This window comes from Halomonas kalidii (genome assembly GCF_030010475.1).
Taxonomy (GTDB): domain Bacteria; phylum Pseudomonadota; class Gammaproteobacteria; order Pseudomonadales; family Halomonadaceae; genus Halomonas; species Halomonas heilongjiangensis.
In genome coordinates this window covers 239738-254024 of sequence record NZ_JASCQN010000041.1, presented here as the reverse complement: position 1 = coordinate 254024, position 14287 = coordinate 239738, and the positions used below count along the sequence as shown (strand labels likewise).

The 14287-nt window shown below is 69.6% G+C and carries 12 protein-coding genes; all 12 read left to right on the top strand.

All coding sequences use genetic code 11. The features are described from left to right. The first annotated feature begins 85 nt into the window (after positions 1-85). The 12 genes from asd (at position 86) to QLQ85_RS13585 (ending at position 14274) form a co-directional block, all read left to right on the top strand. A complete protein-coding gene (gene asd / locus QLQ85_RS13640) occupies positions 86-1198 on the top strand; it encodes an aspartate-semialdehyde dehydrogenase (protein WP_282739488.1) in 1113 nt (370 codons plus the stop codon). A gap of 242 nt (positions 1199-1440) precedes the next feature. Next, positions 1441-4035 carry a FimV/HubP family polar landmark protein gene (locus QLQ85_RS13635; protein WP_282739487.1) on the top strand — a complete coding sequence of 865 codons (2595 nt, stop codon included), beginning with the start codon at positions 1441-1443 and terminating at the stop codon, positions 4033-4035. Between the two features lie 7 nt (positions 4036-4042). After that, a complete protein-coding gene (gene truA / locus QLQ85_RS13630; RefSeq protein WP_282739486.1) occupies positions 4043-4987 on the top strand; it encodes a tRNA pseudouridine(38-40) synthase TruA in 945 nt (314 codons plus the stop codon). Beyond that, a complete protein-coding gene (locus tag QLQ85_RS13625) occupies positions 4984-5640 on the top strand; it encodes a phosphoribosylanthranilate isomerase (RefSeq protein WP_282739485.1) in 657 nt (218 codons plus the stop codon). The genes truA and QLQ85_RS13625 overlap by 4 nt, the downstream gene beginning before the upstream one ends. A 72-nt stretch (positions 5641-5712) precedes the next feature. Beyond that, positions 5713-6927 (top strand): tryptophan synthase subunit beta, encoded by a 1215-nt coding sequence (trpB, locus tag QLQ85_RS13620; protein ID WP_282739484.1) that lies wholly within the window; start codon positions 5713-5715, stop codon positions 6925-6927. A gap of 15 nt (positions 6928-6942) precedes the next feature. Then, positions 6943-7758, top strand: coding sequence for a tryptophan synthase subunit alpha (gene trpA, locus QLQ85_RS13615; RefSeq protein WP_282739511.1), 816 nt, complete (start codon positions 6943-6945; stop codon positions 7756-7758). Between the two features lie 76 nt (positions 7759-7834). Then, positions 7835-8851, top strand: coding sequence for an acetyl-CoA carboxylase, carboxyltransferase subunit beta (gene accD / locus QLQ85_RS13610; protein ID WP_282721680.1), 1017 nt, complete (start codon positions 7835-7837; stop codon positions 8849-8851). 11 nt (positions 8852-8862) lie between these two features. Next, complete coding sequence (gene folC / locus QLQ85_RS13605) at positions 8863-10185, top strand: bifunctional tetrahydrofolate synthase/dihydrofolate synthase (protein WP_282739483.1); 1323 nt, start codon at positions 8863-8865, stop codon at positions 10183-10185. Continuing rightward, the gene (locus QLQ85_RS13600) at positions 10182-10892 is read left to right on the top strand and encodes an SPOR domain-containing protein (protein WP_282739482.1); all 711 of its coding nucleotides are present in this window, start codon (positions 10182-10184) and stop codon (positions 10890-10892) included. Before folC ends, QLQ85_RS13600 begins: the two co-directional genes overlap by 4 nt. A 2-nt stretch (positions 10893-10894) precedes the next feature. Further along, positions 10895-11491 (top strand): CvpA family protein, encoded by a 597-nt coding sequence (locus QLQ85_RS13595; protein ID WP_282739481.1) that lies wholly within the window; start codon positions 10895-10897, stop codon positions 11489-11491. 58 nt (positions 11492-11549) lie between these two features. Further along, positions 11550-13073, top strand: coding sequence for an amidophosphoribosyltransferase (gene purF, locus QLQ85_RS13590; RefSeq protein WP_282721684.1), 1524 nt, complete (start codon positions 11550-11552; stop codon positions 13071-13073). Positions 13074-13083: 10 nt separating this feature from the next. Next, positions 13084-14274, top strand: a complete 1191-nt coding sequence (locus tag QLQ85_RS13585) for an O-succinylhomoserine sulfhydrylase (RefSeq protein ID WP_282739480.1) — start codon at positions 13084-13086, stop codon at positions 14272-14274. Positions 14275-14287: the final 13 nt, after the last annotated feature.

Below are 14287 nucleotides of genomic sequence, written 5' to 3'. Positions count from 1 at the left end.
CCGAATTGCCGTTCTCGGACCCGCCTGCGAGGCGGGGCCGGTTCCTGTATAATACAGGCCACATTCAATTTCGGGAGGACTTCACATGTTGAAAGTCGGTTTCGTCGGTTGGCGTGGCATGGTGGGCTCGGTGCTCATGCAGCGCATGGTGGAAGACGGGGATTTCAATGGCATCGAGCCGGTCTTCTTCACCACCTCCCAGGTCGGCCAGGCCGGCCCCGACGTCGGTGTCGACGTGCCTCCGCTGAAGGACGCCTTCGATCTCGAGGCCCTCAAGGCCCTGGACGTGGTGATCACCTGCCAGGGCGGCGACTACACCAAGGAGGTCTACGCCGACCTGCGCGGCAACGGCTGGAAAGGCTACTGGATCGATGCCGCCAGCACCCTGCGCATGGAGGACGAGGCGACCATCATCCTCGATCCGGTCAACCGTCGCGTCATCGATGCCCAGCTGGCCAGGGGAGCGAAGACCTTCGTCGGCGGCAACTGCACCGTCAGCCTGATGCTGATGGGCCTCGGCGGCCTGTTCGAGGCCGACCTGATCGAGTGGATGACCTCCATGACCTACCAGGCGGCCTCCGGCTCCGGCGCCAAGCACATGCGCGAGCTGCTCAACCAGATGGGGGCGCTGCGTGACAGTGCGGCCGCCGAGCTGGCCGCCCCCTCCAGCGCGATCCTCGACATCGATCGCAAGGTCACCGCGGCGATGCGGTCGGGCGACTTCCCCACCGACAACTTCGGCGCGCCGCTGGCCGGCAGCCTGCTGCCCTGGATCGACGTCAAGCGCGACAATGGCCAGAGCAAGGAGGAGTGGAAGGGTACCGTGGAGACCAACAAGATCCTCGGCCTCCAGGACAGCCCGATCCCCATCGATGGGCTCTGCGTACGCATCGGCGCCATGCGTTCCCACAGCCAGGCCTTTACCATCAAGCTCAAGCGTGACGTGCCGATCGACGAGATCGAGGAGCGCATCGCCAAGCACAACGACTGGGTCAAGGTGGTCCCCAACGACAAGGAAGCGACCATCCGCGACCTGACGCCGGCGGCCATCACCGGAACCCTGACCGTGCCGGTGGGCCGGCTGCGCAAGCTGGCCATGGGCGGCGAGTACCTCTCCGCCTTCAGCGCCGGCGACCAGCTGCTGTGGGGGGCGGCCGAACCCCTCAAGCGGATGCTGAGAATCCTGCGCGAGCAGTGATCGCGGGCGACAGCATCGGGCGGGGGCGCCTCCTTCGGGAGGCGCCCCCTTCTTTTGCACGAGCGCCGGATTCGCGAGAACGCCTGGTCCTGGCTTACGTTGAAAGGCAGGGCATCAATCATGATCCCCGACAGGCGCGCCGGTGCAGGTTTGTGATACATAAAGATCATAACGAAACTAATCATTTCACCGGCTTCCCATCGACCCAGCGGCGATGATGCCGGGAGAGGCAAGGGAACACCATGAAACGCAAGCTGACTCTCGCCATGCTGCTTTCGCTCTCTGCTGCCAGCCCCCTGGCGCTGGCACTGGGGCTGGGCGAGGCCGACGTACGCTCGACACTCAATGCCCCGTTGCGTGCCAGCATCCCCCTGACGGATACCGACGGGATGTCGTCGGGCCTGCTCAACGTATCGGTGGCCGGTGATCGTGCCTTTTCGGCCGCCGGCCTGGTCCGGACCCCGTTGGCGGCAAGCGTGCGGCTGGCCGTCGAGCAGCGCGAGGGCCGGCTGGTGCTGGATCTGACCACCGAGCATCCCGTGCGGGAGCCCTGGCTCGACCTGCTGTTGCGCTTCGATTGGCCCGGCGGCCGGCAGCTGCGGGAGGTGACCCTGCTGCTCGACCCACCCGACTACGACCAGATGCCGGCACTGATCGGGGCGCCCGCGCGCGCCACGGCGACCGCCGCCGCCACGCCACCGGGCCAAGAGCCATCGGGGACGCCGCGCCCCGTCGTCCGCCCGTCGGCCCAGGGCGGAAGCGGCGATCCGGCCTGGGTACGCGGTGGCGATACCCTCTGGGCGGTGGCCGGGCGGCTGCGGCCGGACAGCGGCATCAGCATGAACCAGATGATGGTGGCACTGGTGGAAGCCAACCCCGAGGTGTTTCCCTCGGGCAACATCAACGCCATGCGTGCCGGCTTCACGTTGGTGGTGCCGGGGCGGGACGCCATCGCCGCTCGATCGTCCGGTGAGGCCGAGCGCGTCGTCCAGGCCATGAACCAGGCCTGGGCCAACCGTGGTAGCGGAGCGCCCACCCGTGTGCCGCTCGGTGGCAGCGAGGAGGTCGCGCCGCAAACCGCGGTCGCGGCGATCGGTGCCGACGAGACACCCTCTCCGGCAGCGACGGAAGGCGAGGAGGGCGAGTCCGTCGAGGGCCCCCGGGCGGCCGACGGGGAGGAGGCGCCGCGCCTGACGTTACTCACCGATGCCGAGGCGGCTGCCGAGGGGGCCCTGGCCGTCGGCATCGCGGAGGAGGGGGAAGGCGGCGAGGGCGTCGCGACGGCCACCGGCGAACGGGTCGTGATCGACCCGATGGTGCTCCAGGCCCTCCACGGCGATGGCGACCTGACCAGCGACGATCGCCTGCTTCGCCTCGAGGCTCGCTGGCTCGAGAATCGGCAGGCCCTGGAGGCGGTGCGCAGAGAGCGGGATGAGCTGCAGGGCGAGCTCATCGGGATGCGTGAGGAGCTGGAGGCGCTGCGCGACCAGTTGGCCGCCCTGAGTGCCGGAGGCCAGGGTGTCGACGGCCCCGGGACGGGTGGGGTGGTCCCGCCGGGGGGGGATGGGCGTGAGTCGACGGCGGAGTCGCCATGGTGGGGCGCCTTCTACCAGGGAAGACAGGACCGTATCCCGATGCTGGGCGGCATCGCGCTTGCCGCCCTGCTGGCGCTATGGGCCCTGGTGCGGCGCCGGCAGCGCCGGGACGAGACGGCATCCACCTTCGCACAAGTACAGGCGGTGGCGCCGGGGGGGAGCAGCGTGGCCGGCTCCGCAGTGGGGCCCGTGGTGGCCGGCACGGGCGAGGCCGCGCCGGTGCGGGCCTCCATGCCCCAGGCCGAGGCGATCAACGAGGCCGATATCTTCATCGCCTATGGCCGCTACGACCAGGCACGTGAACTGCTCGAGGCCGGCCTGGAGCGTGAGCCGGAACGCGACGACCTGCGGCTGAAGCTGTTGATGGTCCATCTGGAGCAGGGCAGCCACGGCAGTGCCGAGCGCGAGGCGGAGCGGCTGCGGGCCGGTGGCGATCCGCTGGTGCTGGCCGAGGTGGAGGAACTGATGAAGCGTCGCCCGGCACCGTCGGACGCCTCGGCGACACCGGCGGGGGGCGAACGCGCCGTCTTTGCCGCGCCGGCGGAGTTGCCGCCGCGGCGTTTCGACGAGGCCGACGAGGAGCCGTCCCCTGCGGCATCCGAGCCTGGTGGGGAGCCCGCGGAGCGAGTCGCTGACGACGCCCCCGAGCCGGAAAGGGGCGGGGATCCTGCCGCCCGCTACCGTCGGCCCGAGTCAGAGTCGGAGTCGGAGTCGGAGTCAGAGCCCGTGTCGGAGCCCGAGCCCGAAGGCGATGTCCGGCCAGTTCGGGCCTCGCCGGACGCCCCGCGCCCCGAGGCGAGGGAAGACGAGCCGCCGCCTGCCCCCCGGTCGCCGTCCGCACCGCCGCCCTCTCGTCGGGCCGATGAGGCCGGGCGCAACATCATCGATTACCGGCCGCCCACCCTGGATCCGAGCCCGGCGCCGCGGGGGGAGACGCCGATGCAGCCGAGCGTGGAGTTCAGCCCGGCGGAGTCGAAAGCGCCCGGGGACGATGACCACGGCCCTGCCGGGGGGGCAGACGACTGGGAGGTCGAAGAGGTGGCATTTCCGCCGCTGGATCGGGATAATGAATGGCTTTCCGCTGGCGCCTCCTCCGCGTCAACCCTGGCCGAGGCCCGCCGTCTACTGGACGAAGGCGAGGTCGAACGGGCCCGGCCCCTGCTGCACAGGCTGGCCGAGGGTGCCGACGACCCGTCGGTTCGGGAGGAGGCCCGGGCCTTGATCACCCGTCACGACCTCTGAAGGCCGCATGACCCTGTTCCGACTCCTCGACGATCGCCACCCCCTCACTGGCCGCCTGGTCATGGGGGTGGAATATGACGGCAGCGCCTACTGTGGCTGGCAGCGCCTCAAGCATGCCGCCTCGGTGCAGGGCGAGCTGGAGACGGCGCTGGCCAGGGTGGCGAGCCATCCGGTGACGGTGCATGCCAGCGGGCGCACCGATTCCGGTGTGCACGCCACCCGCCAGATCGTCCACTTCGACCCTCCCGCATCGCGTTCCGAGAAGGCCTGGGTCTTCGGCGTAAATGCCAACCTGCCACGGGATATCGCGGTGCGCTGGGTGAAGGTGGTGCCCGACGACTTTCACGCCCGCTTCAAGGCATTGGCGCGGCGCTACCGCTACGTGATCCTCAACCAGCCGAGCCGGCCGGTACTCGAACGGGCCAACGCCACCTGGTGTCGCGATCCCCTGGATGCCGACGCCATGCACCTGGCCGCCCAGGCCCTGGTGGGGGAGCACGACTTCTCGAGCTTCCGCGCCGCCGGCTGCCAGTCGAAGACCGCCTGGCGGCACCTGCACTTCATCGAGGTGCACCGCCACGGTCCGCTGGTGGTGATCGACGTCCAGGGCAATGCCTTCCTGCATCACATGATCCGCAACATCGTCGGCGCCCTGGTCACCGTGGGGCGGGGCGAGCAGGGTACCGACTACCTGGCACGGCTGATGGCGCTCAGGGATCGCACCCTGGCCGACGTCACCGCACCGGCCTGCGGCCTGCACTTCGTCGATTCGCTCTACGACGAGGCCTGGGGGTTGCCGCGGGAGCCGTTGGGGCCCAATCTGCTGGCCTTCCTCGGCGAGTGGACCGGCGAGCGCGAGTTGCCCGACTGCCCCATGGTCGAATTCCGCCGCGGCCGGCCGGTGCCCGTGGCCGCGTCGGTGGAGAGTCCGCTCGAGGAGGGCGAGCCATGACCGAACCTCGTGTCGCCCCGTCCCGCACTCGCGTCAAGCTCTGCGGCCTGACCCGTCCCGAGGATGTCGATGCCGCCGTGGCGGCGGGCGCCGATGCGCTGGGCTTCGTGCTCTGGCCGGGCAGCAAGCGGGCCATCGACGAGGCGCGGCTCGCCGCACTCGCGGCGCGGGTGCCGGCCTTCGTCACCCGAGTGGGGCTGTTCGTCGACCAGGATCCCGAGCTGATTCGGCGCTGTGCCGAGCATCTCGACCTGCTGCAGTTGCATGGCGACGAGTCACCCGATTTCTGCGCCGTGCTCGGGCGTCCCTGGATCAAGGCCCTGCGCATGCGCGATGGCCTCGACCTGCACGCCCTCGCCGGTGCCCATGACGGCGCCCGGGCGCTGCTGCTTGACGCCTACCGCCCCGGGGTGCCGGGCGGCACCGGCGAGACCTTCGACTGGTCGCGAATCCCCGCAAACCTGGCAAAACCTGTTATTCTCGCGGGAGGCCTGACGGCGGACAACGTGGCCGAGGCGATCGCACGGGTGCGGCCCTTCGCCGTCGACGTCTCGGGCGGGGTCGAGGCCTCCCCGGGCGTCAAGGATGCCGGGCGCATCGCGGCCTTCATCGAGGCCGTGCGGCGTGGCGACGAGCCGCGCCCGGCGTGCTGATCCGCCCGCTCCCCGATTCGTTCCACCCTTCAACCACAAGCCCCCTTTCTGGCGACCTGTGAGGTGTCTTTCGTGAGCAAGTTCAGTGACCTGACCCGACTGCCGGATGCCCGCGGCCATTTTGGCCCCTACGGCGGCCGGTTCGTCTCGGAGACCCTGAGCTTCGCCCTGGACGATCTGGCCAAGACCTACCTGGGTCTGCGCGACGATCCGGCGTTCCAGGCGGAATTCGACTACGACCTGGCCCATTACGTGGGCCGTCCTTCGCCGCTCTATCATGCCGAGCGGTGGTCGAAGCGGCTCGGCGGGGCACAGATCTGGCTCAAGCGCGAGGACCTGAACCACACCGGCGCCCACAAGGTGAACAACACCATCGGCCAGGCGCTGCTGGCCAAGAAGAGCGGCAAGCCGCGGGTGATCGCCGAGACCGGTGCCGGCCAGCACGGCGTGGCCACCGCCACCGTGGCGGCACGCCTGGGCCTGTCGTGCGACGTCTACATGGGGGCCGAGGACGTGGAGCGCCAGAAGCTCAACGTCTATCGCATGCGCCTGCTCGGCGCCAACGTCATTCCGGTGACGTCCGGCACGCGCACCCTCAAGGACGCCATGAACGAGGCGCTGCGCGACTGGGTCACCAACGTCGACGACACCTTCTACATCATCGGCACCGTGGCGGGGCCACATCCCTATCCGATGCTGGTCCGCGACTTCAACGCCGTGGTCGGCCGCGAGGCGCGCCGCCAGTCCTTCGAGGAGTTCGGCAAGCTGCCCGATGCGCTGATCGCCTGTGTCGGCGGTGGCTCCAACGCCATGGGGCTCTTCTACCCCTTCGTCGAGGATGACGAGGTGGCGATGTACGGCGTCGAGGCCGGCGGCGACGGCGTCGAGACCGGTCGGCATGCCGCGCCCTTGGCGTCCAATGCGCCCCGCGGCGTGCTGCACGGCAACCGGACCTACCTGATGTCCGACGAGGGTGGCCAGGTCTCCGACACCCACTCGATCTCGGCCGGTCTCGACTATCCCGGTGTCGGCCCCGAGCACGCGCTGTGGAAGGACGTGGGGCGCGTCAACTACGTGGCCGCCAACGATGCCGAGGTACTCGAGGCGTTTCGCGAGCTGACCCGGATCGAGGGCATCATGCCGGCGCTGGAGTCGGCCCACGCCCTGGCCCATGCCAAGGTGCTGGCACCCACCATGCGACCCGACCAGCAGATCGTGGTCAACCTCTCCGGCCGCGGTGACAAGGATATCCTGACCGTGGCCAAGATCGACGGCATCGAACTCTGAATGGCGGCCCATACCATGAACCGTATCGACCAACGCTTCGCCGAGCTCAAGGAGCAGGGGCGCCGCGCGCTGATTCCCTATATCACCGCCGGCGACCCGGCGCCCGAATACACCGTGGGCTTCATGCACGCCCTGGTGGAGGCGGGGGCCGACGTGATCGAGCTGGGCGTTCCCTTCTCCGACCCCATGGCCGACGGCCCGGTGATCCAGAAGGCCTGCGAGCGGGCCCTCAGGCACGGCGTGCGCCTCGCCCACCTGTTCGAGATGGTGCGCGAGTTCCGCCAGACCGATGCCGCCACCCCGGTGGTGCTGATGGGCTACCTCAATCCGGTGGAGCGCATCGGCCTCGAGGCCTTCGCCGATCAGGCCGCGGCGGCGGGCGTCGACGGCGTGCTGACCGTCGACATGCCGCCGGAGGAGGCCGAGGAGTTCGGGCCCGTGCTCAAGGCCCGCGGGCTGGCCTCGATCTTCCTCGTCGCCCCTACCACTTCCAGTGCCCGGGCCGCTACAATATGCGCCCATGGCGAAGGCTATCTCTACTATGTGTCGCTGAAGGGCGTGACCGGCTCGGCGATCCTCGATGCCGAGGACGTGGCCAGCCACCTGGCGCCGCTGCGCGAGATGACCGGGTTGCCGCTCTGCGTCGGCTTCGGCATCCGTGACGGTGCCTCGGCGGCGGAGGTGGGCAGGGTCGCCGACGGGGTGATCGTCGGCTCGGCCCTGGTCAGCCGCATCGCCGCCAACGCCGAGACACCGGAAGCGATTCCCGCCGAACTCAAGGCGGTGCTGGGCGAGATGCGCCAGGCCCTGGACGCCATGAGCGGCGCCTGACGGCGGCCTTCGTCGACGCTTCGATTCACGCGCCCGGGGTGCCGGGCGCCGACCACATGACGGAACCCTTTCTGACATGAGCTGGCTAGACAAGATCGTGCCCTCCATGGGGCGTATCCAGCGCAAGGATCGCCGGGCGAGCGTGCCCGACGGCCTGTGGCGCAAGTGCCCCAAGTGCGAGGCAGTGCTCTATCTCCCCGAACTCGAGAAGCACCACAACGTCTGCCCCAAGTGCGACCATCACCTGCGCCTGACCGCGCGCAAGCGACTCGACTGGTTCCTCGACAAGGAGGGGCGCGAGGAGCTGGCCGCCGAGGTGGAGCCGGTGGATCGCCTCAAGTTCCGCGATTCCAAGAAGTACCGGGACCGCCTGGCCGCGGCCCAGAAGGAGACCGGCGAGAAGGATGCGTTGATCGCCATGCGGGGCACCCTCGATGGCCTGCCGGTGGTGGTGGTCTCCTTCGAGTTCACCTTCATGGGCGGCTCCATGGGGGGCGTGGTGGGCGAGAAGTTCGTGCGCGCCGCCACCCTGGCCCTGGACGAGGGCCTTCCGCTGATCTGCTTCTCCGCCTCGGGCGGGGCGCGCATGCAGGAGGCGCTGTTCTCGCTGATGCAGATGGCCAAGACCTCCGCGGCGCTGGAAAAGCTCAAGCAGGCCGGTGTGCCCTATATCTCGGTGCTCACCGATCCGGTGTTCGGCGGTGTATCGGCGTCGCTGGCCATGCTCGGCGATCTCAACGTGGCCGAACCCAACGCCCTGATCGGCTTCGCCGGGCCCCGGGTCATCGAGCAGACCGTGCGCGAGAAGCTCCCCGAAGGCTTCCAGCGCAGCGAGTTCCTGCTCGAGCACGGCACCGTGGACATGATCGTCCACCGTCGCGAGATGCGCGACCGCCTCGGCAGCGTGCTGCGCAAGCTGACCCACCAGCCGGCCATCGGCCTGGCCGACGAGGCGGACCGTGAGCTCGACCTGGTGGATGCCGCCGAGCGGGCTCAGGCCACCGCCGACTATACGCTCCTCGAGCCCGAGCCCGCCGCGGGCGTCGAAGGCGAGGAAGCGGGGCGCGACGAACGCGCCGACGGCCCGCGCTGACCGCTGCCGACATGTGTGACGCGGCCCTGCCCATTTCCCTCGACGCCTGGCTGGCCCGGCTGGAAGCGGCCCATCCGGTGGGCATCGACCTCGGCCTCGAACGCGTGGCCGAGGTCGCGCGCCGCATGGGGCTGCTCGAGGCGCCGCTTGCCGGGCGGGTGATCACCGTGGCGGGGACCAACGGCAAGGGCTCCACGGTGGCCATGCTCGAGGCGCTGGCCCGGGCCCATGGTCTCTCCACGGTCGCCTACACCTCCCCCCACCTGCTGCGCTACAACGAGCGCCTGCGCCTGGCCGGAATGGAAGCCGACGATGCCACCCTGATCGATGGCTTCGCCGCGGTGGAGAAGGCGCGCCTCGACGGCGAGCCAGTGAGCCTGACCTATTTCGAGGTCGGCACCCTCGGCGCCCTGCATGCCATCGCCCGTCGGCCTCCCGATCTGGCGATCCTCGAGGTGGGGCTCGGTGGGCGGCTCGATGCCGTGAACGTGATCGACCCGGACGTGGCGGTGGTGACCACCGTGGCCCGGGACCATGCCGCCTTCCTCGGCGACGACCTGGAGGGCATCGGCCGCGAGAAGGCCGGGATCCTGCGCGCCGGCCGTCCCGCGGTGCTGGGCAGCATGACGTTGCCGGCGAGCGTCAGGGCGGTGGCGAGCGAGCTGGGCGCGGCGGTGTACGTCCTGGGCGAGGCCTTCCGGCGCCAGGGCGACGCCGACGGCTGGACCTGGGCGGGGCAGGGCGGGGCGGGCGAGTCCCTGACGCTTGCCGGCTTGCCCGACCCCGGCCTGCCGCTGGACAACGCCGCGACGGCCCTGCAGGCCCTGGCGCTTACCGGCCTGCCCCTCGACCCCGACACCTGCCACCGGGCCCTGGCCCGGGTCGAGCTGCCCGGCCGCATGCAGTGGCTGGGGCGGTGGTGCCTGGACGTGGGACACAATCCCCACGCGGCGACCTACCTGGCCGAGCGACTGCAGGCACGCCCCTGCGCCGGTCGCACCATCGCCCTGCTCGGCATGCTCGGCGACAAGGATGCCGACGGCGTGATGACGGCGCTGGCGCCGGCGGTGGACGCCTGGGTGGCGGTCGGCCTGGCCGGCGAGCGGGCGCGCACCGCCGATGACCTCGCCGAGCGCCTCGTCGCCCGTGGCGAGGACGTATGGCACCGCGCCGCGTCCCCCGCCGAGGGGGCCTCCTGGCTGGCTGCCCGTCTCGCCCCCGAGGACCGGGTGCTGGTGTGCGGTTCCTTCTTCACCGTGGGCGAGGTACTGGCGTGGTGGCAGTCGTCGGCGCAGACTGAAGCGGATGAGACGGCCATCGAGGGAGCCCCATGAAGTACGGAATGCGAGAACGCCTCAGCGGAGCAGTGATCCTGATCGCCCTGGCGGTGATCTTCGTCCCCATGCTGTTCGACGAGCCCGCCCCGCGCAGCGAACGCCCCCAGCCGGTGCTGACCATCGAGCAGCCGGTCGACGTCGAGCGCCGTGACGTACCGGACCCGCAACCTCCGGCGAGCCTGGGACAGATCCAGCCGCCTTCGGGTGTGACGCCCCGCGAGCCGGGGGAGGGCGAGGCAGCCGTCCCGGGCGACGAACGCAGTGGTGTCGAGGCGCCGCCCGAGGAGGTGGACGCCGCACCTTCCGAGGAGGTCATGGCGGAGGCGGTCGCGCCGCCCGCCGCCGAGCCGCCGCGCGAGCCAGTCGTGGATGCCGATCCCATCGCCGAGCTGGCCAGGGCCGCGGATCAGCGCCTCGCCGAGAGCGCCGATCGCTCCGAGGGCGCCGACGCCGCGCCGATGCCGGCGGCTGCCACCGGCGAGTGGGCGGTGCAGGTGGGCAGCTTCGGCGAACCGGCCAATGCCGAGCGTCTCGAGGCGCAGTTGGAGGAGCAGGGGTTCACTGTCTTCAGCCGCCCGCGGGACAACGACCTGACCACCGTCTATGTGGGGCCCTATGACTCCTCGGAAGCCGGGGAGCGGGCCATGGGCGAACTCAAGGAGAGGGCCAACCTCCAGGGCCTGCTGGTCCGGGTGAGGGAGTGAGCATGGCGTTGACCTGGATCGACTGGATCTTCCTCGCCGTGCTGGCCGTGACCACCCTGACCGGCTTCCTGCGGGGGTTGATCCGCGAGGCGCTGGGGCTCGCCGCCTGGATCATCGCCCTGTTCGCGGCGCGGCTGCTGGCCGAGCCGGTGGCGGACCTGCTGGCCGGTCTGATCGACAACCCCGATGCCCGGCTGGTGCTGGCCTTCATCCTGGTGATCTTCGCCGTGGTGCTGGTGTGCGGCATCGTCATCCGCATGGTGCATGCCGCCATCGAGTGGGTCGGCATGGGGCTGTTCAACCGGCTGATGGGGGCCGCCTTCGGTACCGCCAAGGGTGCGGCGATCCTGGTGCTGGGCACCATCCTGATCACCCTCACGCCCCTGGCCCAGCTCGAGGCGTGGCAGGATGCCGAACTGCGCCCGACCTTCGAGCAACTGCGCGACTGGGCGGTGAGCCAGCTCGAGGCATGGGACGGAGACATTCCCGAGACGCCGGAGTCGCTGCGCGAGATTACCCTGCCCGGCAACGGTCGCCAGGCCGGCATCGCACCGGATGCCGACCGGGCCGGCGAGGCGACGACGACCCCTGACATGTGAATCCCGGGGCGGTGAATGGCATGGCCGTCCTGAACCAAGGCAAGCGAGGTAAGGTGGAATGTGCGGTATCGTGGGCCTGATGGCCAAGCAGGCGGTGAACCAGGGCATCTATGACGCCCTGACGGTGCTCCAGCATCGCGGACAGGATGCCGCCGGCATGATGACCTGGCATGAGGGCCGCTTCCTGTTGCGCAAGAGCAACGGCCTGGTGCGGGACGTCTTCCATACCCGCCACATGGCGCGCCTCAAGGGCAACGTGGGCATCGGCCATGTGCGTTACCCCACCGCGGGTTCCGCCAGCGAGGCGGAGTCGCAGCCCTTCTACGTCAATTCGCCCTACGGCATCACGCTCGCCCACAACGGCAACCTGACCAACTCCGACCAGCTCAAGCAGGAGCTGTTCTCCTCCGACCTGCGTCATATCAATACCAGCTCAGACTCCGAGGTGCTGCTCAACGTCTTCGCCCACGAGCTGGGCAAGCAGGGGCTGCACCTCGAGCCCGGCGACATCTTCGACTCGGTACGGCGCGTCCACCGCCGTTGCAAGGGGGGCTACGCCGCGGTGGCGATCATCAACGGTGTCGGCATGGTCGCCTTCCGCGATCCCCATGGCATCCGCCCGGTGGTGTTCGGTACCCGCGACGAGGGCCAGGGGCAGGAGGTGATGATCGCCTCCGAATCGGTGGCGCTGGACGTCGGTGGCTTCGAACTGCACCGCGACCTGGACCCGGGCGAGGCGATCTTCGTCGACATGTCCGGCACCATTCATACCCAGCAGTGTGCGGACCGGCCGCGGCTCGTACCCTGCATCTTCGAGCACGTCTACCTGGCCCGCCCCGACTCCATCCTCGACGGCGCCTATGTCTACGGCACCCGCATGCAGATGGGGCGCAAGCTCGGCGATCGCATCCAGAGCGAGTGGCCGGAGCACGACATCGACGTGGTGATCCCGATTCCCGACACCTCGCGCACCTCGGCCCTTGAGCTCGCCCAGCACCTGGGGGTGACCTACCGAGAAGGCTTCATGAAGAACCGCTACATCGGGCGGACCTTCATCATGCCCGGCCAGACCCAGCGCAAGAAGTCGGTGCGCCAGAAGCTCAACGCCATCGACATCGAGTTCAAGGGCAAGAACGTGCTGCTGGTGGACGACTCCATCGTGCGCGGCACCACCTGCAAGCAGATCATCCAGATGGCCCGGGAAGCCGGCGCCAACAAGGTCTATTTCGCCTCGGCCGCGCCGCCGGTACGCTACCCCAACGTCTATGGCATCGACATGCCGGCGGCCAGCGAGCTGATCGCCCATGGCCGCAGCGAGGCCGAGGTGGGCGAGCTGATCGGCGCCGACCGCATCTTCTATCAGGATCTCGAGGACCTGAAGGTCGCCTGTCGCGAAGTCAATCCAAACCTCGAGGCGTTCGATTGTTCGGTGTTCGACGGCAACTACGTCACCGGCGACATCGACGAGGCCTATCTCTCGGACCTCGAGGCATCGCGCAACGACGCCGCCAAGCAGGAGCAGAGCGCCGGCGACCACGCCCTGGTGGGGATGCACAACCAGGATGACGACATCGATGATTGAGGGGCGGACCATGCACGACGACCAGACACCGGACTGGGACCTGGAGACCCTGGCGATTCGCGCCGGCCATGTCCGCACCCACGAACAAGAGCACGGCGAGCCGATCTTCCCGACCTCGAGCTTCGTCTTTGGCAGCGCGGCCGAGGCGGCGCGCAAGTTCGGTGGCGAGGAACCGGGCAACATCTACTCGCGCTTCACCAACCCCACTGTGCGGACCTTCGAGAAGCGCCTGGCGGCCATGGAAGGCGGCGAGCGCTGCGTGGCCACCAGCTCCGGCATGGCGGCGATACTGGCCACTGCCCTGGCGCTGCTGCAGGCCGGCGACGAGATCGTCGCCTCGCGCTCGCTGTTCGGCTCGACGGTCAGCCTGTTCGACAAGTACCTCGGCAAGCTCGGCATCACCACCCGCTACGTGGAGTTGTCGAACCTCGACGCCTGGGAAGCGGCGATGACCCCGGCGACGAAACTGCTGTTCGCCGAGACGCCCTCCAACCCGCTCTCCGAGGTGGTCGACATCGCGGCGCTGGCCGAGATCGCCCACCGGCACGATGCGCTGCTGGCCATCGACAACTGCTTTTTGACCCCGGCACTGCAGAAGCCGCTGGCGCTCGGTGCCGACCTGGTGATCCACTCCGCCACCAAGTACCTGGACGGGCAGGGCCGTGCCATCGGTGGAGCGGTGGTGGGGCGAGACAAGGAACTCGAGGAACTGTTCGGGGTGGTGCGTACCTGCGGCCCGTGCCTGAGCCCGTTCAACGCCTGGCTCTTCACCAAGGGGCTCGAGACCCTGAACCTGCGCATGCGCGCCCACTGCGAGCACGCCCAGGCCCTGGCCGAGTGGCTGGAGGCGCATCCGGCGGTGACGCGGGTCCACTACAGCGGACTCCCGAGCCACCCCCAGCATGAACTCGCCGCCCGCCAGCAGCAGGGGTTCGGTGCGGTGCTGGGCTTCGAGGTGAAGGGCGGCCGCGAGGCGGCCTGGTCGGTGATCGATGCCACCCGCCTGCTCTCGATCACCGGCAACCTGGGCGACGTCAAGTCCACCATCACCCATCCCGGCACCACCACCCACGGCCGGCTCTCCGACGGCCAGAGGGCGTCCGCCGGCATCAATGAAGGACTGATCCGCGTGGCGGTGGGGCTCGAGTCCCTCGACGACATCCGCGCCGACCTGGCCCGTGGCCTCGACGCCCTGATCTGAGCGCCGTGCCCCG